Raw genomic sequence first — 23,880 nt, forward strand, 5'->3', positions numbered from 1 at the left:
GCCCTCGCTGGTGGCTGCCCGTCGGGACCGCTCGCGCCAGTCGTCGTACCTGCTCCGCCCCGGCCGGGCCTACCCGCCGACACCGCCGGCGGCCGACCCGGACGCGGTCGCTCACCAGCTGCAGGCGACCCGCGCGCTGCTGCGCGCCCGCACCCGGAGCGAGGTCGTGGACATCCTCGCCACCTTCGTCCACGACCTCGGCGGTGCGGTCCTCCCGGCCCGGCTCGGCGGCCCCGGGATCCTGCCCGTCGACATCTCCCTCGGCCTGTCCGAACCGATGCTGGTCCGCATCGACGACATCAGCATCAGCGCCATGCGGCTGGAGAATCTGCTCGTGGTCCTGCTCGCGGACGCACGTCACGCAGTCGCTCGTCTCCGGCCCGACGCAGCCCCCGAGCCCCGAGCACGCCCGACGGCGGACCCCTTGAGCCAGTACTTCGCAACAGTCCGGGCCGCCGACGCCGACGCCGCCTGCGCGCTCGTCACGGACCTGCTGGGGCAGGGCCACGACGTGGAGAGCGTGATACGCGAGGTGCTCGCCCCGACCCAGGTCGAGGTCGGCCGGCTCTGGCAGCGGGGCTACTGGTCCGTGGCCGACGAGCACGCGGCGACCGCGGTCACCGACCGCGCCCTCTCCGTCCTGACGTCGACGATCGAGCGGCGTGGGTGCGCAGCCCTCGCGACGGACCGTACGCGGGCGCCGCGCGAGCGGCACGTCCTCATGGCCTGCGCGGAGGGCGAGTGGCACAGCCTCCCCGCTCGTCTCGCCGGCGCTGTGGCGAGCTCCCGGGGTGTCCGTGTCACCGTCCTCGGTGGGTCCGTGCCGGCAGAGCACCTGGGCCGGCGCCTGGCTGCAGGCGACATCGACCTGCTTGCGCTCTCCTGCACCCTGACGACGAACCTGCTCGGAGCCCTGCGCTGTGTGGAGGCGGCCCACGCCGCGGGCGTGCCGGTCGTGGCCGGCGGTCATGCGTTCGGTGGCACCCCGGACCGTGCCCTCGCCATCGGGGCGGACGGCTGGTCCGACGACCCGGCCAGCCTGGCCAACGCCGCCCCGGACCTGCGGGGCCGGCCCGCCCCGGTGCCCCGGGAGGTGCTGCTGCTGGACGCCGCCGACGCCGGACTCGTGGTGCAGGCCGTGGCGCTGCTGGACGCCGCCGCCCCGCAGCCCGGCACCGGGGACGACGCGGGCTCGTCACGGACCGGGACCCTCACGAACCTCCTGCGGCACACGGCTGCCGCTGTGCTGACCGACGACGTCGGCGTGCTGTCGGCGATCCTGCAGTGGCACGGCGAGCGGGACACGCGCGTGCTGCCCCGCCACCTGATCGAGTCCGTCGTCCTCACCCTCGCCGAGGCAATCTCTGAGATCGCCCCAGCGGGGGCGGCGGCCCTAGGCGCAGCCGCGAGCGACATGCCGACGCCCTGACACGAATGTGCGTCCTTGCCGCCCCCGTCACGGGCAGACCGCACGTTGAGCGCTGCATGCGTCCCGTGCTGGGATGGGCGGGCGGTCCCTCGGGTCCTTCGCCTCGCTCGGCCGGGGCTGGGCGTAGCCGTGCTGAGGTGGGGCGTGGCACCCGCGACCGTCCGTATCGACGAGGCAGCTGCCGCCGGGCGCCCTTCTCCCGAGTTGTCCGGCCACCTCTGACAGGTGAACGGACCCTGTCGTCGTGGCTGTCGCGCCACGACACCGTCCGGGGTGCGGGTGTCAGCGGACCTCTCAGCCCACGAGCCCGTGACCGCGTTCCTGATCCGGATGAATAGCGGTCCGCCGAAGCGCGTACCGCGTCCCAGATTCGCTCAGCCCTCTCCTGCGGCCGCAGCGCGTCTGACCTGTTCGGATGAAGCTCCGGATCCCCCACGGGGGCGGGAGTGGGGACGTGGACTTCGGCGGGGCGGGCGGCCACCCACGACCGAGCCGGTCGCCGCCCTGGCCAGAACGGTAGTGGTTACCCCGACCGGGTGTCCCGTGCCGCGGCGGGGCGACGACGCCGGACGGCCCCGCCCGACCGCCGGTGAGGCGGACGAGCGGGGCCGTCGGTCGTGCCTGCTGCGGTGCGTCGGTCAGGCGTCAGCCACCTGACGGCGACGGCCGGCGAGCATCGCGCCGACGCCCATCAGGAGCAGCAGCACGCCGCCCAGGGCGACGGTGCCGGCCTCGGCGCCCGTACGGGCCAGGGCGGCCGGAGCCGCCGTGGTGTACGTGGCTGCGGGGGCGGTCACGACCGTGCGGACCGGGGCGTTGACGACGAGGGGGTCGTCGTCGGGGACCGGCTCGTCCGCGGGGGGAGCGGGCTCGCCCTGGACGACGAGGTCGATGTCGAACGGCGCGCCGTCGGCGCCCTGCTCGTTGACCGCGAGGAGTCGGAAGGCGTACTCACCGGGCGGGAGGTCGTCGATGACGATCTCCCGGGTGTCGGCGTCGAACTCCTCGTAGCCGCCGAAGTCGGGACCACTGAGGCCGAGCACGTAGCCGACGATCTCCGAGGTGCCCGAGTCCTCGGGCGCGCCGAACCGGACCGTTACCTGTCCGTCGCCGGTCTGGGTGACCGAGACGTTCGTGGGCACCGACGGGGCACGCCACTCGTTGGTCTGCTCGTCGTCCGACCCGGGCTCCCCGACACCGTCCTCGGTGATCGCGGCGACGGAGAAGGTGTACTCCGTACCTGGGCGGAGCCCGGTGAACTCGTGGCTGCGGACGCTGGCCCCGACGTCCTGGGTCAGCACGTCCGGGGCATCAGCAGCGAGGACGCCGTCGAGGCGCCCGAACAGGGGCCTCGGCGAGGCGGTCACCCGGTAGCCGATGATGGGGGAGTCGCCCTCGGTGGAGGGGGCGGTCCAGAAGACCAGGACCGAGGTGGGGCCGGTCTGCTCGGCCTCGACCTCGATCGGCTCCGAGGGAAGGGCAGGCAGGTCGAAGTCGTACCTGGCGGCCGCGCTGTGACCGAACTCGTTGTTGGCGACCACCGTCACCGTGTGCGCCCCGAGGGCCACGCCGGTGAGCGTGACCTCGCGCTGGGTGACCCGCTGCGGCGTGCCGCCGTCCAGCGTGACGTCGTAGCTGTCGAGCTGGGGGTGGCCCAGGTTCGACGGAGCTGCCCACCGGATGGTCACCCTGCTGCTCCCCAGGCGCTCCGAGGTCACCTGGAGCGGTACGGAAGGGCTGGCGCCGACGTACACCTGAGTGGACGCCGGGGCGCTGTCGCCGTACTCGCTGATGGCGCGGACGCTCACGGTGTGCAACCCGGGGGCGACGCCCGTCAGCGTGGTCGACAGGTCGCCGACGGTCACAGGCACTGCTGCGGCCTCGTCGTCGTCCAACCAGACGGAGTAGCCGTCGAGACCGGGGTGACCGGCGTGCTCCGGGACTGACCAGGAGACGCTGACGCCGTCCTCACCGTCCTGGGTCGCGGTGACCGCGACCGGGGAGGTCGGTGCGGCGGTCACGCTGAAGGCGTCGGAAACCGCACCGCTGATGCCGTGGTCGCTGACCGCCTGGACCCGCACGGAGTGGAGCCCGGGCGCGAGGTCGGGGAACGAGGCGCTGCTGGTCGGGGCCTGGACCTCCTGCGGGGCGCCATCGTCCACGAAGACCAGGTAGCCCGTGACGCTGCTGGTCCCCGGGTCGCTCGGGGCGGACCAGGTGATGACGGCGGCCCGGTCGTCGACGACCACGTCCAGGTCGGTGGGCGGCTGCGGTGCCACGTGCTCCTCGCCCTCGATGGTGACGGTGGTCTGCTCACCGGGGTAGCAGTTGGTGGACAGGTTCACCATGTACTCACCCGCGGGCATGTCTTCGAAGGGGTGCGTGGTGGTCCCGCGTGGCAGCTCGACGTTGAAGCTCGGAGGCCCCTCGGTCTCCGTAGGTCCCTCGATGTACAGAGGTTCTTCGTTGCCCGGAAGACCTCCGATGTACAGCCACATCTGGTAGGTGTCGCGGCACGGGTAGTTGAGGGTGGCCCAGTGGTCGATGGTCCAGGTGACAACGACGTCACCGTCGGCGCTCGCGGTGGCGAGCAGGTTGAGCGGGCCCGCCGCCGCTTCGACGTCCTCCTGGGCCGTCACCGACCCGTCGGGCTCCGACCCCCCTCCACCGGCCTCGTCGGCGGCGTCCACGCCACCCGTCTCGGTGGGAACGGGCGCGTCCGGACTGGTCGCCGGTGTGTCGAGGCTCGGCTCGGCGGCGACGTCCGGCTCCTCGACCACCGCCACCTCGGGGTCCACGGCCGGGTCGGTCTCGGTGGGCGCCTCGACGGGCTCCTCGGGCTCCTCGATGACGGGCACAGGGCCGGGGTCGACGTCCTCGGTGGCGTCGGCCGCCTCAGTCACCTCCGGCGCGGCGGCGACCGCCTCGGGGTCGACCGTCCCGGCCAGCGCGCTGGGGATCCCCGAGGCGCCGACGACGACGACCGCAGCCAGCGCGGCGATCGTCCTCACCCGTCGGGACGACCGGCCCGGCTTCGTAGTTCTAGCGACCATTGATGCGTGTCTCCTGAGTCCGGGGCCCGGCACGGGACCAGGGCCGGGGGGCTCATCGACATCCGCCCGGAGCACCTGAGCGGTCCGTGACGGGCCCCACCCGCTCGGAGCAAGGGGTGGCGCTGCTCCTGGCGGTGTTACGTCATCGGTCGCGGCCCGAAACAGCGGTGACACCTGACGCGGGTTGTATCGGGCACCCCACCCCTGATCACCCGGAGGAACCCGTGGCACCCACCCCACCCACCGATGCCGAGCTCGACACGATGATCATCGCCCGCCTGGCGTCGATGGGCCTGGACATCACCCAGCTCCCGCCGGGCTCCACGGCGGACCCGGTGACCGGCAGCCCCGGTCAGCTGTCCGTCCTGGCCAGCCTGCGCTCGTTCGTGCGCGGCACCGTCACCACCCTCAGCGCCTACACCGTGCCCGGCCCCGGGGGCAGCCTCGACCCGCGGCTGTCCCAGCAGGGACCCGCGCCGCTGCTGTACCCGTCCGTCACGACCGCCTGGACCGACCGGTGAGCGCCCCCACCGTCGGGACCGGCGGCGGCCTGGACACCGACCAGCCGACCGACCGTCACGTCGACCGTCGCTCCTTCCTGACCCGGATGAGCGTCCTGGCCGCGGTCGGGGCCTCCGCCGTCTCGCTGCCGGCCGTCGCCCACGCCGCGCCGACGGCCGTGCCCAGCGCGGTCGCCGCGAGCATCCGTCCCGAGGCGCTGGCCGACATCACCGAGCTCACCCTGGCCGAGGCCGCGACCCTCATCAGCCGGGGACGGCTGACCTCGGAACGGCTCGTCGAGGCCTACCTGGACCGGATCGGCGCCTTCGACGACACCTACCAGGCGTGGAACACCGTGGTCGCCGACGCCGCGCTCGCCCGCGCCCGCTCGCTGACGGACCCGCCGCGGCGCTCGCTGCTGTACGGCGTGCCCCTGGCCGTCAAGGACAACTACTTCACCGCGGGGATCGAGACCACGGCCAGCTCGTTCGCCTTCGAGGGGTTCGTGCCGGACTTCGACGCCACGTCGGTCGCCAAGCTGCTCGACGCCGGGGCGGTCGTGCTGGGCAAGACGCAGATGGGGCCGCTGGCGACGAGCCGGGCGACCACGCCCGCGGGTGTCGTCACCACCGTCAACGCGTGGACGCCGAACAACCCCGCGACCAACCCCGGCGGCTCCTCCACCGGCTCCGCGACCGCGGTCGCCGCCCGGATGGCCGCCTCCAGCATCGGCACCCAGACCGGGGGCTCGATCACCGGCCCGTCCAACGCCCAGAACCTGACCGGTCTGAAGCCGACCATGGGCCGGGTGTCGCTGTACGGCATCGTGCCGCTCACCTACACCCGCGACCACCCCGGTCCGCTGGCCCGCGACGCGATGGACGCCGCGATCATGCTGCAGACGATGGCGGGGGAGGACCCGGCCGACCCGCGGACCCAGGGCCTGCCGCCGGTGGCGGACCTGGTCCGGGCCGCGACACCGGTCAACCGTGGTCGGCGCGTGCGCTGGAGCACCCGGGTCGGGGTCATCCCCGGCTTCACCTCGGGCACCAGCGAGACCGCGCAGGCGCGCACGGCGTTCCTGGACGCGCTGGCCGACGTGTCGGGGATCGACGTCGTGGACGTGACCCTGCCGGAGGAGTGGGACCTGCTCACGGGCGGGGCGTTCAACAACGTCCGCCTGCCGGAGCGGACCGAGCCGTTCCTGCAGATCATGCGCCAGGACCTGCGCCTGCTGGGCGTCTCGGTGACGAGCTGGCTGCAGGGCGCGCTGCTGGGCGGTGTCGAGTTCATCACCGGTCAGCGGGCCAAGAACCTGCTGCTGGAGCGGGTGCTCGACGACCTCTTCGCGCAGTGCGACGTCGTCGTGCAGACCAGCCCCGTGCCGTTCGACATCCTCGGCCTGCCCGAGCTGGCCCTGCCGATCGGCTTCAGCGGCGGCGGTGTTCCGATCGGCACCATCCTCGGCGGCCTGCCGTTCGCGGAGGACCGGTTGCTGGCCGTCGCCGCCGCCTACCAGGCCCAGACCGACTGGCACCTGCGGCGTCCGGAGGACCCGGACGCCGACGGCCCGGCGCCCACCCCGCTGGGGACCCCGCGCCGCCCGTACACGCAGCGACCCGCAGGGGTGCGGACGGCCGCGCGGCCCCGTCCGGAGCGCGGCCGGCTGAGCGCGGACGAGGTGGCCACCCGGACGCAGTGACGGAGGGCCACGACCAGGGTGCCGTGACGCCGGTCCGCCCCGCACGACGGGGCGACCGGGGTCACGGCGCCCGTGACCGGACCTGCCCGGTCCCGTGCACAGCGGGGCGGGCCCCACAAACTCTCCGTGATCTCCAGCGAGTCCATTCGCCCTGGGAACGCGCTGCGGGCAAGGTGTGAGGGTGACCACCGGTGACGGCTCCTCGCTTGTCGGCGCCCTGGGGGCGCTGCGTGCCGAGCTCGACACCGTCGACCTCGCCTACGAGACCCCGGGCGTCGCTGCTGCGCGCGCCCAGGTGGTCGGTGTCTGCCGCCAGGTCGACGACTACCTGCTGCCCCGCCTGGAGCGCCTGGACGCCCCCCTGCTGGTCGTGGTCGGCGGGTCCACCGGCGCCGGCAAGTCGACGCTGGTCAACAGCCTGCTCCGCCGCGAGGTCTCCCGCTCCGGCGTGCTCCGACCCACCACCCGGGCCCCTGTGCTCGTCCACCACCCCGACGACGCGCACTGGTTCACCGACCAGCGGGTCCTCCCGGGCCTGGCCCGCGTCCACGGCCCCGAGGAGGACCTGCCGCCGGACCGGCCCATCACCACGGTCCGCCTGGTCGCCGACGAGGGCCTGCCCACCGGTCTGGCCGTCCTGGACGCGCCCGACGTGGACTCCGTCGTCGACTCCAACCGTGAGCTCGCCGCCCAGCTGCTCGCGGCCGCCGACCTCTGGCTGTTCGTGACGACCGCGGCCCGCTACGCCGACGCGGTGCCGTGGGGCCTGCTGCACGAGGCCGCCGCCCGCGCGGCCGCCCTGGCCATCGTCCTCAACCGGGTGCCGGAGAAGGCGCTGACCGAGGTCCGCGACGACCTGGCCGGGATGCTGGCGGCCAACGGTCTGGGCGCCTCGCCGATCTTCTCCGTCGTCGACTCCGAGGTGGAGGCGGGCCTGCTGCCCCGACGTGCCGTCAAGAGCCTGCACGCCTGGCTCACCGGTCTCGCGTCGGACTCCGCCGCCCGCGGCGTCGTCATCCGCCGGACCGTGACGGGCGCGCTCAACACCCTGGACGAGCGCGTCCGGGGGATCGCCGACGCCGCCGACCAGCAGAACGCCGCCGCGACCGAGCTGCGGGCCGTCGCCCGCGACCGCTACCAGCTGGCCCGACGCAACCTGGACACCTCGCTGTCCGACGGGTCGGTGCTGCGCGGCGAGGTCCTGACCCGCTGGCAGGAGGCGCTCGGCACCGGTGAGCTGTGGCGCGGGTTCGAGGCCGGCGTGTCCCGGGTCCGCGACCGCCTGGTCGGCCTGGTGCGGGGCAAGCGCGCCCCGGTCGAGAAGCTCGGCGAGGCCCTGCAGTCCTCCACCCACGCGCTGCTGCTGTCGGAGATCACGGCCGCGGCCGGGGACGTGGCCAAGGAGTGGCGCGGGCGTCCCGCCGGTGCGGCGCTGCTGCTGCGCGACCCGTCGCTGGCGCGGCCGGCCGACGGCACCGACGAGAAGATCCAGCGCCTGGTCCGGGACTGGCAGGGCTCGGTCATCGAGCTGGTCAACGACCTCGGCGAGGGCAAGAAGACGCAGGCCCGGGCCGTCAGCCTGGGCGTAAACGGCGTCGGGTTCGTGCTCATGCTCGCCGTGTTCAGCCAGACCGCCGGCCTGACCGGCGGCGAGGTCGCCACCGCGGGCGGCACCGCCGGCCTCAGCCAGCGGCTGCTCGCGGCCATCCTCGGTGACGAGGCCGGCCGCACCCGGGCCGCGCAGGCCCGGGCCGTCAGCCTGGGCATAAACGGCGTCGGGTTCGTGCTCATGCTCGCCGCGTTCAGCCAGACCGCCGGCCTGACCGGCGGCGAGGTCGCCATCGCGGGCGGCACCGCCGTCCTCAGCCAGCGGCTGCTCGAGGCCATCCTCGGTGACGAGGCCGTCCGCACCCTGGCCGCGCAGGCCCGGGCCGACCTGCTCGACCGCGTCAACGCCCTGCTGGAGTCCGAGCGACGACGGTGGGTGGAGGCCGCGCCCGTGGCCGACGCCGGCGCCCGCATCCGGGTCGCGCTGGAACAGCTGGAGGAGGCCCGGTGAACGGGGCCACCCCGACCGACGACGACACGACCACCCGCCGCGGTCGGCTGCGTCGGGGGGACCGCAAGCAGCGCACCCCCGAGGTCGACCCGGCCGTCGAGGTGCCCGACCTGATCTCGCGCATCGACGACGCCCTCACCGTCGCCGGCGACCGGTTCGACCCCGATCTGGTGGAGGCCGCCCGGGCCGAGATCGCGCGGACCGGGGTGCGCGCCGGTCTGGGCACCCAGCACACCGTCGTGGCGCTCGCCGGGGCGACGGGCTCGGGCAAGTCGAGCCTGTTCAACTCGGTCGCCGGGTTCCAGATCAGCACGGTGGGGGTCCGCCGACCCACGACCTCGCACCCGGTCGCGTGCGTCTGGGGCGAGGGGGCCGACCCGCTGCTGGACTGGCTGGAGGTCCCGTCACGGCACCGCACGGTCCACGACAGCGAGCTGGGTCGTGGCGGCGGGTCGGCGCTGGAGGGCCTGGTCCTGCTCGACATGCCGGACCACGACTCCCGCGAGACCGCCCACCGGATGGACGTCGACCGGCTGGTGGACCGGATCGACCTGATCGTCTGGGTCGTCGACCCGCAGAAGTACGCCGACGAGACCCTGCACGCGGACTACCTGCGGCGGCTGCGCGGCCACGACGACGTCCTGCTCGTCGTCCTCAACCAGGCCGACCGGCTCACACCCGAGGACCGCGACGCCGTCCTGGCCGACCTGCAGCGCCTGGTCCGTGAGGACGGGTTGCCGCGCGCGACGGTCATGGCCACCTCGACCGTCACCGGTGAGGGCGTCGAGGACCTGCGCGGCCTGTTCGCCGACGCCGTCGCCTCCCGCGCGATGGCCCTCGGTCGGGCCCGCGCCGCCCTCCGGGAGACCGCGGCGGGGCTGCGTCGCGGCGTCGCCGACGACGAGCCCGGCATCGACGAGGTCGGCGGCGACGACCGGTTGACCGACGCCCTGGCCGGTGCGGCGTCCGTCCCGGCCGTGGTCTCGGCCGTCGAGTCCTCCTACCGCCGCGATGCCAGCGCGTACATCGGCTGGCCGTTGACGCGCTGGGTGTCCCGGTTGCGACGCGACCCGCTCAAGCGCCTCCGGCTGGAGGACCCACGGCTGAGCGGCGACCTGACCGGACTGGCCCGGTCGTCGGTGCCCGAGCCCACGAGGGCGCAGCTGGCCCGCGTCGACCTGGCCGAGCGCCAGCTGCTGGGCACTGCGACCGAGGGTCTGCCCGAGCGGTGGGCCGAGTCGGTCCGGCAGGCACCGGTGCGCACCGACGACCTGCGCGACGCCCTGGACCAGGCGGTGCTGTCGACCGACCTCACGTTCAAGCGCCCCGCGTGGTGGGTGCTGGTCGGGTTCCTGCACGTCGTGCTGGCGGCCGCCGCCCTGGTGGGCCTGCTCGGCCTGCTGGCCCTGTTCGTCCTGGACTTCCTGCAGGTGCCCTACCCGGACCTGCCCACCGTCCCCGGCCTGCCGGCCTGGCTGCCGCTGCCCCTGCCGACGGCTCTGACGGTGATCGGCCTGCTGGGCGGGGCCCTGCTCACGCTGCTCGCCGGCACGTTCGTGCCCGGACGGGCCAGGGCGCGCGCCGAGACGGCCCAGCTGAGGCTCGAGGTCGCCGTCGGCAAGGTCGCCCGCGAGCGGGTGCTCGTCCCGGTCGCGGACGTGCTCGCCGACCACCGACGCTGCCGGGACCTGCTCACCCCCTGACCCGGACCCGGTCCCGCGGCGTCCCCACCCCGGCCCGCGTCCGGTGTCCACAGCCCCGCGAGGGCCTGCCCGTCCACAGGGGCCCCGGCCGGGGACCCGTCGTCAGGGTCGTCCCGGCCATCGTCGTGGTGTCGCCGGCGCAGCGCCGGCACACCGACGAAGGGGAGCCAGATGCTGAACGAGACCAAGGTGGCGCTGCGGGGCAACGTGGCCACGGAGCCCGCGCTGCGGGTGACCAGGAACGGCACCACGGTGTGCAGCTTCCGGGTCGCGGTCACCTCCCGCCGCTACTCCCAGACCGACAACAAGGTCGTCGACGCCGAGACCAGCTGGTACACCGTCACCTGCTGGCGCGGGCTGGCCGAGAACGTGGTCAGCAGCGTGAGCAAGGGGCAGGGCGTCCTGGTGCAGGGTCGGCTGCGGGTCAGGGACTTCGTCCACGACGACCAGCCGCGCACCAGTGCCGACGTCACCGCGGAGGTCGTCGGCCACGACCTGACCTGGGGGACCACGTCGTTCACGGCCAACCGCCGCTCCCGGGCCGAGGAGGCCCGCGACGACGTCGACCGCACGGACGCCGACGCGCTCGCCCGTGAGGTCAGCGTCGAGCCGGTCGACGACACGGCCGCCGGGTCGTTCGTGGACACCGGCACCGGCGAGCTGGTCGAAGAGGAGGACGACGAGGGGGTCGGCACCGACAGCCTGCGGGCCTCTGCCGCGCGGCAGGCCGAGCCGGCGTTCTGACCGGGCCGGGCGGCCCCGCCCGGGAGGCGTGACCGGGCTGCGGGCGGTGGCAGCCCGGTCCACCCCCTAGCCTGGGGACCGTGGCGGAATTCATCTACACCATGTACAAGGCCCGCAAGGCCCACGGCGAGAAGCTGATCCTGGACGACGTCACGATGTCGTTCTACCCCGGCGCGAAGATCGGCGTGGTCGGGCCCAACGGGGCCGGCAAGTCGACGATCCTCAAGATCATGGCCGGCCTGGACACGCCGTCCAACGGGGAGGCCCGGCTGTCGCCCGGCTACAGCGTCGGCATCCTGCTGCAGGAGCCGCCGCTGAACGAGGAGAAGACGGTCCTCGGCAACGTCGAGGAGGGCCTGGGCGAGATCAAGGCCAAGCTCGACCGGTTCAACGAGATCAGCGCCCTGATGGGCGAGCCCGACGCCGACTTCGACGCCCTTATGGCCGAGATGGGTGAGCTGCAGGAGGCCCTGGACCACGCTGACGCGTGGGACCTGGACAGCCAGCTCGAGCAGGCGATGGACGCCCTGCAGTGCCCGCCGCCGGACGCCGACGTGACGATCCTGTCCGGGGGTGAGCGGCGCCGGGTCGCGCTGTGCAAGCTGCTGCTGTCCAAGCCGGACCTGCTGCTGCTCGACGAGCCCACCAACCACCTGGACGCCGAGAGCGTGAACTGGCTCGAGCAGCACCTGGCCGCCTACGCCGGTGCCGTCCTCGCCGTCACGCACGACCGGTACTTCCTCGACAACGTCGCCCAGTGGATCGCCGAGGTCGACCGCGGCCGGCTATACCCCTACGAGGGCAACTACTCCACCTACCTGGAGAAGAAGCAGGAGCGGCTGAAGGTCCAGGGCAAGAAGGACCAGAAGCTCGCCAAGCGGCTCAAGGACGAGCTCGAGTGGGTCCGCATGAACGCCAGCGGTCGCCAGACCAAGTCCAAGTCGCGGCTGGCCCGCTACGAGGAGATGGCGCTGGAGGCCGAGCGCACCCGCAAGCTCGACTTCGAGGAGATCCAGATCCCGCCGGGCCCGCGCCTGGGCAGCGTGGTCATCGAGGTCGACGACCTGCACAAGGGCTTCGACGAGCGCGGCGAGCTCATCTCCGGGCTGTCGTTCACGCTGCCCCGCAACGGCATCGTCGGCGTCATCGGCCCGAACGGCGTCGGCAAGACCACGCTGTTCAAGACCATCGTGGGTCTCGAGGACGCCGACGCCGGCACCGTCAAGGTCGGTGACACCGTCAAGATCAGCTACGTCGACCAGTCCCGCGGTGGCATCGACCCCAAGAAGACGCTGTGGGAGGTCGTCTCCGACGGGCTGGACTACATCCAGGTCGGCAACGTGGAGGTGCCGTCCCGGGCCTACGTGTCGGCGTTCGGCTTCAAGGGGCCCGACCAGCAGAAGCCCGCGGGCGTGCTGTCCGGTGGTGAGCGCAACCGCCTCAACCTGGCGCTGACGCTCAAGGAGGGCGGCAACCTGCTGCTGCTCGACGAGCCGACGAACGACCTGGACGTCGAGACCCTCGGCTCGCTGGAGAACGCGCTGCTGGAGTTCCCCGGCTGCGCCGTGGTCATCAGCCACGACCGCTGGTTCCTCGACCGGGTCTGCACCCACATCCTCGCCTACGAGGGTGACGAGAAGGAGCCGGCCAAGTGGTACTGGTTCGAGGGCAACTTCGCCTCCTACGAGGCCAACAAGGTCGACCGGCTCGGCATCGACGCGGCCCGGCCGCACCGGGTCACCCACCGCAAGCTCACGCGCGACTGACGCGGGAGACCTGAGCACGCACGAGGGGCGGCAGGCCCGGGCCTGCCGCCCCTCGCTGCGTCCGCCCCCGGACGTGCTCGCCCCCTGATCGCCGCGCCCGCTCCCGCTCCACTCCCACCCCGCTCCCACCCCCGCCCCACTCCCGCCCCCGCCGGCTCCTCGCCGTTCTCGTTTGTGGGACCGGATCGGGCCGTCCTGGCCCTCGCGACCCCGCGGTGGTCCCACAACCGGCCGTGGGTGCCCGTGGGGTGGCCGTAAGTGCCCGTGGGTGCCCGTGGGGTGCCAGTGGGGTGGCCGTGATGCGGCTGTGGCGGCGCGTGCGGCGCGCCTGAGCGGCGGGCGCTCCGACGGTCGGGACCATGTCGGCATGGCTGTGCTGGTCCGACTCCGCGAGACGTTCTGGCTGGTCCCGGGGCTGCTGTGCCTGCTCGCGGCCGCGACCGCCCAGGGCCTGATCGCGCTGGACGAGTCGTTGGACTCCGACTCCTGGGAGGGCGCCGGGACGATCGTGTACCTGGTCGGCGCGGACGGCAGCCGCGACCTGCTGTCGGCCATCGCCGGCTCCATGCTCGCCGTGGCCTCGACCACCTTCTCGATCACCATCGCGGTCCTGGCCCTCACGTCGTCCAGCTACGGCCCGCGCCTGGTCCGCAACTTCATGGCCGACCGCGGCAACCAGCTGGTGCTCGGCACGTACGTCGCGACCTACCTCTACGCCCTGCTCGTGCTGCGGTCCATCCGGACCCTGGACGGCGGCGACGAGGAACCCTTCGTCCCCCAGCTGGCCGTCAACGGGGCCGTGCTGCTGGCGGTGATCAGCATCGGGGTCCTCGTCTGGTTCATCCACCACATCAGCGAGTCCATCCAGGTGTGGACGCTCGCCAAGCGGGTCCACGGTGAGTTGCGGACGGTCGTCGAGGACCTGTACCCCGAGCAGCTGGGCGACGGTCCCCTGCCGCCGGAGACGCCCGGACTCGTGGCCACCGCCCTGGCCACGACGCCCGTCACGACCGTCCGCGCCGGCCGTGGCGGTTACGTCCTGCGGGTGAGCACCGACGACCTGCTGGAGCGGGCGACCGATGACGACGTCGTCATCGAGCTGGTGGTCCGTCCCGGCTCCTACGTCACCGAGCAGGGGGTGCTGGCACGGGTCCACGGGAGGGTCGCCGACGAGGAGGCCGTGACCGCCGCCGTCCGCCGGTACCTTCCCCTGGCCGCGGCCCGGAGCCCGTTCCAGGACGTCGAGTTCGCCACCCAGCAGCTGGTCGAGCTGGCGGTGCGGGCGCTGTCGCCGGGCACCAACGACCCGTACACGGCCGTCAACGCCCTCGACGACCTCTCGGACGGCCTCGCCGCGATGGCCCGCCGTCGGATGCCGTCACCGGCCCGGCTCGACGAGGACGGCGCCGTCCGGGTGGTCGCGCCGGCCGTGGTGCTGACCGACCTGGTCGAGATGCTCGTCGACGCCATGCGCGCCTATGCCCTCGACCACCCGGACGTCGTCATGCGCACGGTCGACGTCCTCGGCCGTGTCGGGGCGGGCGCCGACGCGTCGACCCGCGCCCACCTGGTCGAGCAGCTCGAGCTCCTCGTCGCCCACTTCGAGCGAGGGGACCCGCACCCCCACGACCTCGCACGGGTCAGGGCGCGGGCCACCGGCACGCTGCTTGACCTGCGCGGACCGGTCGCGGTCTGAGCCGGCGGGGCGGGCTGGGCTGACCCGAGCCGGCCGCCCCGAGCCGCCCCGATCCGCCCCGAACCGAGGCCGAGCCGCCCCGAACCGAGGCCGAGCCGAGCCGACCTGGCCCGACCCGGCGCCGGCAGCGTCAGGCGACCCCGCGCGGACGCAGCTGGACGCTGATCCGGGGCCCCACGGCGCGGGCCGTCTTGGGGATGCTGTGGTCCCAGGTCCGCTGGCACGACCCACCCATCACCAGCAGGTCGCCGTGGCCGAGCACGTGACGGACGGTGTCGCCGCCGCCGACGGGCCGCAGCAGCAGGGCCCGCGGGGCCCCGAACGACACGATCGCCACCATGACGTCCTCGGAGCGGCTGCGCCCGATCCGGTCGCCGTGCCAGGCGACCCCGTCGCGACCGTCGCGGTAGAAGCACATCCCCGCCGACACGAACCGCTCGCGCTCACCGGCCTCGTAGTAGGCGTTCAAGGCGTCGCGCGCCTGCTCGAGCAGGTGGTCCGGCCAGGTGTCCTGCTCGCCGTACCAGGACAGCAGCCGTGGGACGTCGACCACCCGGTCGTACATCTGCCGCTTCTCGGCCACCCACGGCACCCGCTCGACCAGGCGCGAGAACACCTCGGCGGAGTCGCTCACCCAGCCCGGCCGCACGTCCACCCAGGCGCCCCCGGACAGCACGGTCCGCTGCACGGTGCCGCCGAGCACGCCCAGCGACGGCCCCGCGTGCTCGGCCGTGGCGTCGACCTCGTCGAACAACGACGGCTGCAGGGCGATCTCCATGACGACACCGTACGCCTCGTTCGAACAGGTGTACTAGTCCTGCGGGTGTGTCGGGGCGTCCCCGGGGTCAGCCGCGGGAAGCGATCCTGACCATGCCCTCCTGGGCGACGGTGGCCAGCAGCCGGCCCGACCGGTCGAACATCGACCCCTGCACGAGCCCGCGCGCGTTCGACGCCGACGGGCTGTGGTGGGTGTAGAGCAGCCAGTCGTCGGCCCGGGCCGGCCGGTGGAACCACATGGCGTGGTCGAGGCTCGCGATCTTCAGCCGGGGGTCGGACCACGCGACGCCGTGACGGCGCAGCACGGCCTCCAGCAACGAGTAGTCGCTGGCGAAGGCCAGCACGGCCGCGTGGAGCAACGGCTCCTCGGGCAGCCCGGCCGTGGTCCGCAGCCAGACGGCGCTGTCGGGGGAGCGGTCCTCGGCCGGTCGCAGGAAGATCGGCGCGTCGACGTTGCGGATGTCCATCGGCCGCTCGTGCGACCAGTAGGCCGCCGCCGGGTGGTCGATGCCCGCCAGCACCTGCGCCGTGGTCGGCACGTCCTCCGGGGCCGGTGCGTCGGGCATGGGGTCGGAGTGCTCGACGCCGGTGTCGGGCAGCTGGAACGAGGCGATCATCGACAGGATGGGTCGACCGTGCTGCAGGGCGTGGGTCCGGCGGGCGCTGAACGACCGGCCGTCGCGCAGCCGCTCGACCGAGAACTCGATCGGCACCTCGGGGTCCCCCGGGCGCAGGAAGTACGCGTGCAGGCTGTGGGGGGCCCGGTCGGCCTCGACGGTGCGACCGGCGGCCATCAGGGACTGGCCCAGCACCTGACCGCCGAACACCCGGCCGAACGGCTGGAGCACGTTCTGACCGACGAACCGGTCCGGGTCGTCGGTGGCCTGCAGGCGCAGGTCGCTGACGAGGCTGTCGCGGAGGGACTCGGGGGAGGGGCGCTCGGTCACGCCCGCGAACCTACCGGGCGCCCGTCCCCCGACCGCCTCAGGTGCGGGGGTCTGCCACCACGTGCATGGCCGCCTCCTCGGCGCTGGCCGCGCCGCCGTCGATCCCCACGTCCTCGGCCACCAGGTCGGCGTCGGTGTCCTGGCGCACGCCCTCGTCCGGCTCCACCAGGCGGCCGGCGCGCAGGTCGCCGACCTCGGTGTCGTCCTCGTCGGTCACGACCAGGTCCTCCGCGGACACGTCCTCGCCCATCGCGTCGGTGAGCGGCTGGTCGCTCGGCAGCACCTCGTCGCCGGGGCGCTCCCCGTCGACGTCCGGCAGCTCGGCGGCCACCCGCTCCTCCAGGCTGCTGCCGTCGTGCTGCTCCTGCGCGGTGGTGCCGTGCTGGCCCACAGCCAGCGGTCGGTCGTTGGGGACGTAGCTGCGCTGGGCCACGTCCTCCTCGCCGTCCTCGCCGAGGGCCAGGTCCTGGTCGTAGGACACCTCGTCGGGGTCCAGGGACGCGACGGCGTCGGAGTCGATCTGGTCCATCTGCTCGGGCTGCTCGCTCATGAGGACGGGGTACCCCCTTCGTGGGTCCACCATGCGTCGGTGGTCGTCCTGGGGCAGAGACCCTGACAGGATCGGCGGATGCCAGCCGTCTCCGTCCCCGTCGCCATGCGGTGGTCCGACATGGACGCCTACGGCCACGTCAACAACACCGAGTTCTTCCGCTACACCGAGCAGGCCCGGATCGAGGCGTTGGCGCTGGTCAAGGCCCGTCCGGACACCGGGACCCTGGTGGTCCGCCACGAGGTCGAGTACCTGGTGCCGCTGCAGTACCGCTCCGACGGCGTGCACGTGGACGTGTGGGTCACGCGGATCGGCGGGGCGGGCTTCGACCTGGGGTACGAGGTGGCCACGAGGTCCGGGGACGAGCGGACGGTCCATGCGCGCTCGGCCTCGACCATGGTCATGTACTCCTTCTCGGCCGCGGCGCCGCGACGGATCACCGGCGAGGAGCGCGAGTTCCTGCAGACCCTCACCGGTCCCGACGTGCAGTTCCGGCGCGGCAGCCGCTGAGGAGGACGCCCCCCGGACCGCAGCGGGTCCGAGGGGCGTCGGGGGCGTCGCCGGCCGACGACGCCCCGGTCAGCTCGTGCGCAGCCAGACGGTGGTGTCGGTGGGCACCCGGCCGTCGCCGTCCAACGGCCCCGACGCGAGCAGGAGCTCGGCGCCGGCCGGCACGGCCAGCGGCTCGCCGTCGAAGTTGACCAGCACCAGGACGTCGCCGCGACGCAGGCCGAGGCTCTGCTCACCGCAGCGGTCCTCGACCCAGTCCAGGCTGTCCCCGAGGCCCAGCCCGTGCTCGCGGCGCAGCCGCAGCGCCGCCTTGTACAGCTCCAGCGTGGAGCCCTCGACGCCTTCCTGCCGGTCGCGGGCCAGCTCACCGTAGACGGCGGGCTGCGGCAGCCAGGTGCCGGCCGTGGCGCCGAAGCCGAACGACGGGGCGTCGGCCTCCCACGGGATCGGGACACGACAGCCGTCCCGGCCGGTGTCCTCGCCGTTCGTGCGGTGCCAGGACGGGTCCTGCCGCACGTCACCCGGCAGCGTGGTGTGCTCGGGCAGGCCGAGCTCCTCGCCCTGGTAGAGGTACGCGGAGCCGGGCAGCGCGAGCATGAACGCGGTGGCGGCCCGGGCGCGGCGCAGGCCCAGGACGGGGTCCGGCTGCGGGTCGTCCGGCCCGATGCCGCCGAGGCCCCGCGACGCGGGCGGGAACCCGAAGCGGCTGGCGTGCCGGACGATGTCGTGGTTGCTCAGCACCCACGTCGCGGGGGCCCCCACCGCGGTGGACCCCTCGACCGACGTCGTCACCACGCCGCGCTGGTCCGCGGCCCGCCACGGCGCGACGCAGTGGTCGAAGTTGAACGCCTGGTGCAGCTCGTCGGGACGGGTGTAGCGGGCCAGGCGCTCGTAGGGCGTCACCCACGCCTCGGCGACGAGCATCCGGTCACCGTCGTAGGAGTCGACGATCTTCCGCCACTCGCGGTAGATCTCGTGGACGCCCTCCTGGTCCCACATCGGGGGCCGACGGTCCTCGGTGATCTCGGCGGTGCCGCCCATCGGGCTGTCGTCGTCCTCCCAGTCCGGGAGGTCCGCCTCCTTGATCATGGAGTGCGCGACGTCGATGCGGAACCCGTCGGCCCCGCGGTCCAGCCAGAACCGAAGCGTCTCGGCGAACTCCTCGTGGACGTCGGGGCTGTCCCAGTTGACGTCGGGCTGGGTGGAGTCGAACAGGTGCAGGTACCACTGGCCCGGGGTGCCGTCGGGCTCGGTGACCCGGGTCCAGGCCGACCCGCCGAACACCGAGCGCCAGTTGTTCGGCGGCTGCGACCCGTCCTCGCCGGCGCCGTCGCGGAACATGTACCGGTTGCGCTCGACGCTGCCGGGAGGGGCCTGCAGCGCGGCCTTGAACCAGCGGTGCTCGCTGCTGGTGTGGTTGGGCACGATGTCGACCACCACGCGCAGCCCGAGACCGTGCGCCGTGCCGATCAGGTCGTCCGCGTCGTCCAGGGTGCCGAAGATCGGCTCGACGTCCCGGTAGTCCGACACGTCGTAGCCGGCGTCGTTCTGCGGGGAGGGGTAGAAGGGGGACAGCCACACCGCGTCGACACCCAGCTCGGCGAGCGCGGGCAGCCGGGAGGTGATGCCCGGCAGGTCACCGATCCCGTCGCCGTTCGCGTCCGCGAAGGACCGCGGGTAGACCTGGTAAACAACAGCGTCGCGCCACCACTCAGTCACGGGCGACGAGGGTGGCACAACGGTGCAAGCGCTGTCATCACGGCTGGTGGAGGGCCTGCCGGCGGCAGGTGGAGGCTCAGGCCGGGTCGTCGAACGTGTTGAGCATCGAGTGGGCGGCCCGCTCGAGGTAGTCCCACAGCACCGCCTCGTGCATCGGCGCGAGGTCGAGGGAGTCCACGGCGACCCGCATGTGCCGCAGCCAGCGGTCCCGTGCGTCGGGCGTCACCCGGAACGGTGCGTGCCGCAGCCGCAGCCGCGGGTGACCGCGCTCCTGGGAGTACGTCGTCGGCCCGCCCCAGTACTGCTCGAGGAACATCCGCAGCCGGTCCTCGGCCGGGCCGAGGTCCTCCTCGGGGTACATCGGCCGGAGCACCTCGTCACCGGCGACCCCGACGTAGAACTCGTGGACCAGTCGGCGGAACGTGTCCGCGCCGCCCACGCTGTCGTAGAAGCTCTCCTGGCGGCGCAGGTCGTCGGGGGCGGTCATCGCGGGTCTCCTGCCGGGCCGTCGGTCGGGCGGGTGGTCCGCCGGTCCCTTGCGGCGTCCTGCACCGCGGCGTCCTCGACCGCGGCGTCCTCCGCGAGCCGCCCGCCGAAGGACCACCGTGACCTGGCGCGGGGGGGAGCCTCGGCCGACGGCCGTCCGGCGGCCGCCTTGCGCTCCATCAGGGCGCGGGTCACGGCGTCGCGCTGGCGGCGCAGGACGATGAAGGACAGCAGCATCGCCAGGACCAGGGCGATCACCAGCGAGAGGATCCCGCTGACGCCGAGGACGCGCAGGATCAGCAGCGCCGCCAGGAACAACCCGAGGCGCAGGGCCGAGTAGACGGCGACCGGTCGCATGCCCCCAGGGTAGGTGCGCCGGCAGAGGCGCCGGTGCAGGCCCACCCGTACCCTGGGGGGATGCTCCGCCTGCTCGTGGTCCTCGTCGTCGTCGGTCTGCACGTCTATGCGCTCATCGACTGCATCCGGACCTCGCCGACCCAGGTGAGGGGGCTGCCGTTCGCAGCGTGGGTCCTGGTGGTGCTGCTGGTCCCCGTCATCGGCCCGTTGCTGTGGCTGTGGAGCGGTCGGCCCGAGGCGTTCGACCCGGTGGGCCGGCGCCGCTGAGGCGATCCCGGCCCGGTGCTCCGGGCCGTCGCCCGCCGCGACGCGTCAGCCCAGCGCCAGGCCGACGCCCAGCAGCACGCCGAACACCAGGCTGTACCGCCCGGTGGCACCCAGGGCCGGCACCAGCCCGCGCCCGGTGGCCCCGCTGTTGACCACCCGCAGCGGTGTGACGGCGAGCGGCACGGCGAACAGGGCGAGCTGCGACCAGGGCGAGGCCAGGACGGCCACCAGCGTGCACACGACCGGCGTCAGCAGCAGCAGCACGAACAGCCGTCGGGTCCACCGGTCGCCGAGGCGCACCGCCAGGGTCCGCTTGCCGGCCACCGTGTCGGTGGGGATGTCGCGCAGGTTGTTGACCACCAGCAGCGCGCAGGCCAACGACCCGACCCCCACGGCGCCGGCCCAGGCCCCCACGTCGACGGTGCCGGCCTGGGTGTAGGTGGTGCCGAGCACCGCGACCAGCCCGAAGAACACGAAGACCACGACCTCGCCCAGGCCGGCGTAGCCGTACGGCCGTGGCCCGCCGGTGTAGAACCAGGCCGCCAGGATCGCGACCGCGCCGACCAGCAGCAGCCACCACTGCCCGCTGCGGGCGACCAGCGCGAGGCCGGCCACGGCGGCCACGGCGAACGACACCCCGGTGGCGGTCAGCACGGCGCGTGGTGCGGCCAGGCGCTGGCCGACGAGGCGGACCGGGCCCACCCGGTCCTCGTCCGTGCCGCGCACCCCGTCGGAGTAGTCGTTGGCGTAGTTGACCGCCACCTGCAGCGCGAGCGCGACGACCAGGGCCAGCGCGGCGGCCGGCACGTCCATCGCGTCCAGCCCGGCGGCGGCCCCGGTGCCGGCCGCCACGGGTGCCACGGCAGCCGGGAGCGTCCGGGGTCGCGCACCGACGACCCACTGGGTGACGGTCGTCACGGGCGGCGGTCGTCCTGACCGGCCGGGCCCTCGTGGCCCTCGTGCCCCTCGTTCGTGTCGTGCCCGTCGGTCGGCCCGTCGGCGTCGGGCCGCGAGGCCGGGGGAGCGGGAGGCGCCGGTGCCGCGGGAGGCGGGTCGACGGGCTCGACCGGGGCCACGGGGGAGGGGCGGTCGATCGTCCGCAGGAAGTCCGCGTCGTCGTCCGGGCCGAGCACCCGAGGCTTGGGACGGGCGATCCGGTCGGCGCCGGGGACCTTGGTGCCGCGGGGGCGGCCGGCCAGGAACCACGCGGCCCCACCGGCGACCGGGAACAGCAGCACGACGAACACCCACGGCAGCCGGGGCAGGCCGCGGATTCCGGACTCCTCCGACCGCAGCACGTCGATCAGGCAGTAGACCGTGAAGGCGAGGACCAGCGCCGGGATGATCAGGTTTCTCACGCGGTGGGCTCCTCGGGTCGGTGGGTGCTCGGCCCCACATCGTCCCCCAGTCCGGGCCGTGCTGCGTCCCGGGGGCCCTGCAGCACCACCCGGACGGCGGCGGCGCGGTCCGGTTTGCCCACCCCCGTGAGCGGCAGGGCCTGGACCCGCAGGACCGTCCTGGGGACCGCGGCGCGGCCCAGGGCGGCGCGCACGGCGGCGCGCAGGGCCTCCGGCGAGGGGCCGGTCGAGCCCGGCTGCGGCTGCACCAGGACCGCGACCGTCCGGCCCCACTCGGGGTCCGGGACGCCGACGGCGAGGCAGTCGGCCACCCCGGGCAGGCCCAGGACGCACCGGGCCACGGCGTCCAGGGCGACGTTGACCCCGCCGCTGACCACGACGTCGTCCATCCGCCCGTGCAGCACCAGCCGGCCGTCCACGAGCTCGCCCCGGTCGGCCGTCCGGAACGACCGCCGCCCCCGATCCCGACCGGCGAAACCCTCGCCGTCGGGGTCCTCGCCGGTGAGGCAGGCGGCCTCTGAGCCGTCGACCCGGGACCCGGCGACCGCCGGCCCGCGGCGGTACCCCCGGGCCACCACCGACCCGCTGAGCACCACCCGCCCGGGGCCGTCGCCGGTCGGGGCCACGACGCTCACCTCGACCCCGGGCAGCGCGACGCCGTCGTAGACGCAGCCCCCGCAGGTCTCCGTCATTCCGTAGGTGGCGACCACCCGGACCCCGGCGTCGTCGGCCCGCCGGCGCAGCGCTGGGTCGAGGGCCGCGCCGCCGACCAGGACCGCGTCGAACCCCCGCAGCGCCGCCGCCGCGCCCGTCGACGGCTCCGCGTCCAGCAGGCGTCGCAGCTGGGTCGGGACCAGCGAGGTGTACCTGCGCCCGGGGCGGGCCCCGGGCACCGACATGGTGGACGCGGCGGCCACGAAGCCCGCGGCGTCGAACCCGGCCGTCAGGTCCATCACCTCCGGTCGGGTGCCCGCGACCAGCGACCGCACGACCACCTGCACCCCGGCGACGGTGTGGGCGGGCAGGGCCAGCAGCCAGCGGCCGGCCCCGCCCAGGTGGTCGTGGGCCGCCGCGGCGGAGGCGAGCAGCGCGGAGGCGGGCAGCAGCACGTGCTTGGCGGTGCCGGAGGAGCCGGTGGTGGAGACGACGGCGGCGACGGGGTCGGTGCTGTCGTCCTCGGTCGTGGCGAGAGGGGCGACGGCCGTCGGGGCCGGCGTGGTGCCGGCGGCGTGCGGGTGCACCGCCGGACCGGCCCCGGACATCGCCGCACGGAGCGGGTCGAGCAGGACCAGGCCGTCCGCCCCGGTCACGGGCACGGCCTGCACCGCCCGGGGCGGCACGCCGTCCGTGCTCACACGCCGTCCGGGGTCACGATCGGGGCCGGGTCAGACCCGGGCCTTCGACAGCGGGCAGGAGGCGCAGGCGCTGGTCCCGGCGTGGTCGCAGGTGCTGCCGCAGGTCGTGTGGTCGTGACCACCGGCCGCGGTGCCGGCGGTCCCGCCGGGCACCGGGGTGGCCGGGTCGCCGGGGACCGTGGTGAACGTCGCGGTGCCGGTGGCGTCGTGGTCGTGGCCCCCGCAGCCGCAGCCGGCGGTGTGCCCGGCGCCGGGCACCGTGCGGACCAGGCCGAGGGTGGCGACGACGACGTGGATCGCCACGGCGGCCAGGACGCTGCCCACCAGCACGACGACGAGGCCGAGGGCGAAGCCCAGCACGGTCGCCAGCACGAGGCCGAACGTCCGGCTCCCGGGGCCGGCGCGCCAGGCCTGCAGCAGCCCGGTGGCGACCGCGGCCACGAGCACGGCGGCCGTCACCGGCCAGCCCGCGGCGTCGAGCAGGCCCAGCAGCAGGCCGCGCAGGAGGACCTCGGTCGCCACGGCCGTGGCGACCACGGCGAGCAGGGCCCGCCGGTCGCGCGGGAGCCGGTTGCGCCGGGCGGCCCAGCCCACGCACCCGCCCGCGACCAGCAGCAGCGCACCCGTCACGACGGCGCCCAGCGACGGGGTGGCCACCGCGACCGGGGACCACCACAGGGGGACCTGCACCAGGGCGGCCAACGCGACCGCCAGGCCGACCAGGCCGAGGTGGGCGACGACGCTCAGCCGGTGGGCGCCGGCCACGGCGGCGTTGCGGGCGACCAGCGGTCGCCGGTCCCGCCGCAGCCGTGCGGCCATCGAGGACTCCCACGCCGTCCACCCGGCAACAGCGGCGAGCGCGACAACGGCCGCGAGCAGGATGTCCACCCCTACAGCCTAA

The 23,880-nt window shown here is 74.2% G+C and carries 21 protein-coding genes; 10 read left to right on the forward strand and 11 right to left on the reverse strand.

Annotated elements, in window-relative coordinates; all coding sequences use genetic code 11:
• The first annotated feature begins 10 nt into the window (after positions 1-10).
• Complete coding sequence (locus ACR80Q_RS08020; protein ID WP_435377068.1) at positions 11-1,429, forward strand: cobalamin B12-binding domain-containing protein; 1,419 nt, start codon at positions 11-13, stop codon at positions 1,427-1,429.
• A 638-nt stretch (positions 1,430-2,067) separates the two neighbouring features.
• On the opposite strand, the gene ACR80Q_RS08025 is transcribed toward ACR80Q_RS08020, so the two are convergent.
• On the reverse strand, positions 2,068-4,440 hold the full coding sequence (locus ACR80Q_RS08025; protein ID WP_435377069.1) for a fibronectin type III domain-containing protein: 2,373 nt from the start codon (positions 4,438-4,440) through the stop codon (positions 2,068-2,070).
• 266 nt (positions 4,441-4,706) lie between these two features.
• On the opposite strand from ACR80Q_RS08025, the gene ACR80Q_RS08030 reads away from it, so the two are divergent.
• The 7 genes from ACR80Q_RS08030 (at position 4,707) to ACR80Q_RS08060 (ending at position 14,653) form a co-directional block, all read left to right on the forward strand.
• Positions 4,707-5,003: a hypothetical protein gene (locus ACR80Q_RS08030; protein WP_435377070.1), complete on the forward strand. Its 297-nt coding sequence runs from the start codon at positions 4,707-4,709 to the stop codon at positions 5,001-5,003.
• Entirely contained in the window at positions 5,000-6,685 is a 1,686-nt protein-coding gene (locus ACR80Q_RS08035) for an amidase (protein ID WP_435377071.1), read from the forward strand. The genes ACR80Q_RS08030 and ACR80Q_RS08035 overlap by 4 nt, the downstream gene beginning before the upstream one ends.
• A gap of 181 nt (positions 6,686-6,866) precedes the next feature.
• Positions 6,867-8,744 carry a dynamin family protein gene (locus ACR80Q_RS08040; RefSeq protein ID WP_435377072.1) on the forward strand — a complete coding sequence of 626 codons (1,878 nt, stop codon included), beginning with the start codon at positions 6,867-6,869 and terminating at the stop codon, positions 8,742-8,744.
• A complete protein-coding gene (locus tag ACR80Q_RS08045) occupies positions 8,741-10,447 on the forward strand; it encodes a GTPase (RefSeq protein WP_435377073.1) in 1,707 nt (568 codons plus the stop codon). Before ACR80Q_RS08040 ends, ACR80Q_RS08045 begins: the two co-directional genes overlap by 4 nt.
• Before the next feature lie 171 nt (positions 10,448-10,618).
• Entirely contained in the window at positions 10,619-11,191 is a 573-nt protein-coding gene (locus ACR80Q_RS08050; protein WP_435377074.1) for a single-stranded DNA-binding protein, read from the forward strand.
• 80 nt (positions 11,192-11,271) lie between these two features.
• Entirely contained in the window at positions 11,272-12,957 is a 1,686-nt protein-coding gene (ettA, locus tag ACR80Q_RS08055; protein WP_435377075.1) for an energy-dependent translational throttle protein EttA, read from the forward strand.
• 367 nt (positions 12,958-13,324) lie between these two features.
• The gene (locus tag ACR80Q_RS08060) at positions 13,325-14,653 is read left to right on the forward strand and encodes a DUF2254 domain-containing protein (RefSeq protein ID WP_435377076.1); all 1,329 of its coding nucleotides are present in this window, start codon (positions 13,325-13,327) and stop codon (positions 14,651-14,653) included.
• 130 nt (positions 14,654-14,783) lie between these two features.
• On the opposite strand, the gene ACR80Q_RS08065 is transcribed toward ACR80Q_RS08060, so the two are convergent.
• The 3 genes from ACR80Q_RS08065 to ACR80Q_RS08075 all read right to left on the reverse strand — a co-directional run bounded on the left by ACR80Q_RS08065 (position 14,784) and on the right by ACR80Q_RS08075 (position 16,927).
• Positions 14,784-15,431: an alpha-ketoglutarate-dependent dioxygenase AlkB gene (locus ACR80Q_RS08065; protein ID WP_435377077.1), complete on the reverse strand. Its 648-nt coding sequence runs from the start codon at positions 15,429-15,431 to the stop codon at positions 14,784-14,786.
• Positions 15,432-15,498: 67 nt separating this feature from the next.
• Entirely contained in the window at positions 15,499-16,377 is an 879-nt protein-coding gene (locus ACR80Q_RS08070; protein WP_435377078.1) for an acyl-CoA thioesterase, read from the reverse strand.
• A gap of 37 nt (positions 16,378-16,414) precedes the next feature.
• Positions 16,415-16,927 carry a DUF5709 domain-containing protein gene (locus ACR80Q_RS08075; RefSeq protein WP_435377079.1) on the reverse strand — a complete coding sequence of 171 codons (513 nt, stop codon included), beginning with the start codon at positions 16,925-16,927 and terminating at the stop codon, positions 16,415-16,417.
• Positions 16,928-17,005: 78 nt separating this feature from the next.
• Here ACR80Q_RS08075 and ACR80Q_RS08080 point away from each other — a divergent pair, with 78 nt between their 5' ends.
• The gene (locus ACR80Q_RS08080) at positions 17,006-17,437 is read left to right on the forward strand and encodes an acyl-CoA thioesterase (protein ID WP_435377080.1); all 432 of its coding nucleotides are present in this window, start codon (positions 17,006-17,008) and stop codon (positions 17,435-17,437) included.
• 69 nt (positions 17,438-17,506) lie between these two features.
• Here the strand turns inward: ACR80Q_RS08080 and ACR80Q_RS08085 are convergent, their stop codons facing one another.
• The 3 genes from ACR80Q_RS08085 to ACR80Q_RS08095 all read right to left on the reverse strand — a co-directional run bounded on the left by ACR80Q_RS08085 (position 17,507) and on the right by ACR80Q_RS08095 (position 19,999).
• Positions 17,507-19,156 (reverse strand): glycoside hydrolase family 13 protein, encoded by a 1,650-nt coding sequence (locus ACR80Q_RS08085; RefSeq protein WP_435377081.1) that lies wholly within the window; start codon positions 19,154-19,156, stop codon positions 17,507-17,509.
• Positions 19,157-19,232: 76 nt separating this feature from the next.
• The gene (locus ACR80Q_RS08090; protein ID WP_435377082.1) at positions 19,233-19,643 is read right to left on the reverse strand and encodes a globin; all 411 of its coding nucleotides are present in this window, start codon (positions 19,641-19,643) and stop codon (positions 19,233-19,235) included.
• The gene (locus ACR80Q_RS08095) at positions 19,640-19,999 is read right to left on the reverse strand and encodes a DUF4229 domain-containing protein (RefSeq protein WP_435377083.1); all 360 of its coding nucleotides are present in this window, start codon (positions 19,997-19,999) and stop codon (positions 19,640-19,642) included. The genes ACR80Q_RS08090 and ACR80Q_RS08095 overlap by 4 nt, the downstream gene beginning before the upstream one ends.
• A gap of 60 nt (positions 20,000-20,059) precedes the next feature.
• Here ACR80Q_RS08095 and ACR80Q_RS08100 point away from each other — a divergent pair, with 60 nt between their 5' ends.
• Complete coding sequence (locus ACR80Q_RS08100; protein WP_435377084.1) at positions 20,060-20,266, forward strand: PLDc N-terminal domain-containing protein; 207 nt, start codon at positions 20,060-20,062, stop codon at positions 20,264-20,266.
• Between the two features lie 45 nt (positions 20,267-20,311).
• Here ACR80Q_RS08100 and ACR80Q_RS08105 read toward each other — a convergent pair whose 3' ends face one another.
• Genes ACR80Q_RS08105 through ACR80Q_RS08120 form a run of 4 tightly spaced genes read right to left on the reverse strand, consistent with a single transcriptional unit; the run spans position 20,312 to position 23,867 of the window.
• Entirely contained in the window at positions 20,312-21,184 is an 873-nt protein-coding gene (locus ACR80Q_RS08105; protein WP_435377085.1) for a 1,4-dihydroxy-2-naphthoate polyprenyltransferase, read from the reverse strand.
• On the reverse strand, positions 21,181-21,624 hold the full coding sequence (locus ACR80Q_RS08110; protein ID WP_435377086.1) for a PLD nuclease N-terminal domain-containing protein: 444 nt from the start codon (positions 21,622-21,624) through the stop codon (positions 21,181-21,183). The genes ACR80Q_RS08105 and ACR80Q_RS08110 overlap by 4 nt, the downstream gene beginning before the upstream one ends.
• Complete coding sequence (locus ACR80Q_RS08115) at positions 21,621-22,979, reverse strand: AMP-binding protein (RefSeq protein WP_435377087.1); 1,359 nt, start codon at positions 22,977-22,979, stop codon at positions 21,621-21,623. The genes ACR80Q_RS08110 and ACR80Q_RS08115 overlap by 4 nt, the downstream gene beginning before the upstream one ends.
• A 30-nt stretch (positions 22,980-23,009) precedes the next feature.
• Positions 23,010-23,867: a CPBP family glutamic-type intramembrane protease gene (locus ACR80Q_RS08120; RefSeq protein ID WP_435377088.1), complete on the reverse strand. Its 858-nt coding sequence runs from the start codon at positions 23,865-23,867 to the stop codon at positions 23,010-23,012.
• Positions 23,868-23,880 lie beyond the last annotated feature (13 nt).

Source organism: Aquipuribacter aurantiacus (assembly GCF_051216895.1).
Taxonomy (GTDB): Bacteria; Actinomycetota; Actinomycetes; order Actinomycetales; family JBBAYJ01; genus Aquipuribacter.

Coding starts and splice junctions, on each gene's coding strand:
- ACR80Q_RS08050 (WP_435377074.1), top strand. CDS start 10,619: ATGCTGAACGAGACCAAGGTGGCGCTGCGGGGCAACGTGGCCACGGAG.
- ACR80Q_RS08060 (WP_435377076.1), top strand. CDS start 13,325: ATGGCTGTGCTGGTCCGACTCCGCGAGACGTTCTGGCTGGTCCCGGGG.
- ACR80Q_RS08065 (WP_435377077.1), bottom strand. CDS start 15,431: ATGGAGATCGCCCTGCAGCCGTCGTTGTTCGACGAGGTCGACGCCACG.
- ACR80Q_RS08075 (WP_435377079.1), bottom strand. CDS start 16,927: ATGAGCGAGCAGCCCGAGCAGATGGACCAGATCGACTCCGACGCCGTC.
- ACR80Q_RS08080 (WP_435377080.1), top strand. CDS start 17,006: ATGCCAGCCGTCTCCGTCCCCGTCGCCATGCGGTGGTCCGACATGGAC.
- ACR80Q_RS08090 (WP_435377082.1), bottom strand. CDS start 19,643: ATGACCGCCCCCGACGACCTGCGCCGCCAGGAGAGCTTCTACGACAGC.
- ACR80Q_RS08095 (WP_435377083.1), bottom strand. CDS start 19,999: ATGCGACCGGTCGCCGTCTACTCGGCCCTGCGCCTCGGGTTGTTCCTG.
- ACR80Q_RS08100 (WP_435377084.1), top strand. CDS start 20,060: ATGCTCCGCCTGCTCGTGGTCCTCGTCGTCGTCGGTCTGCACGTCTAT.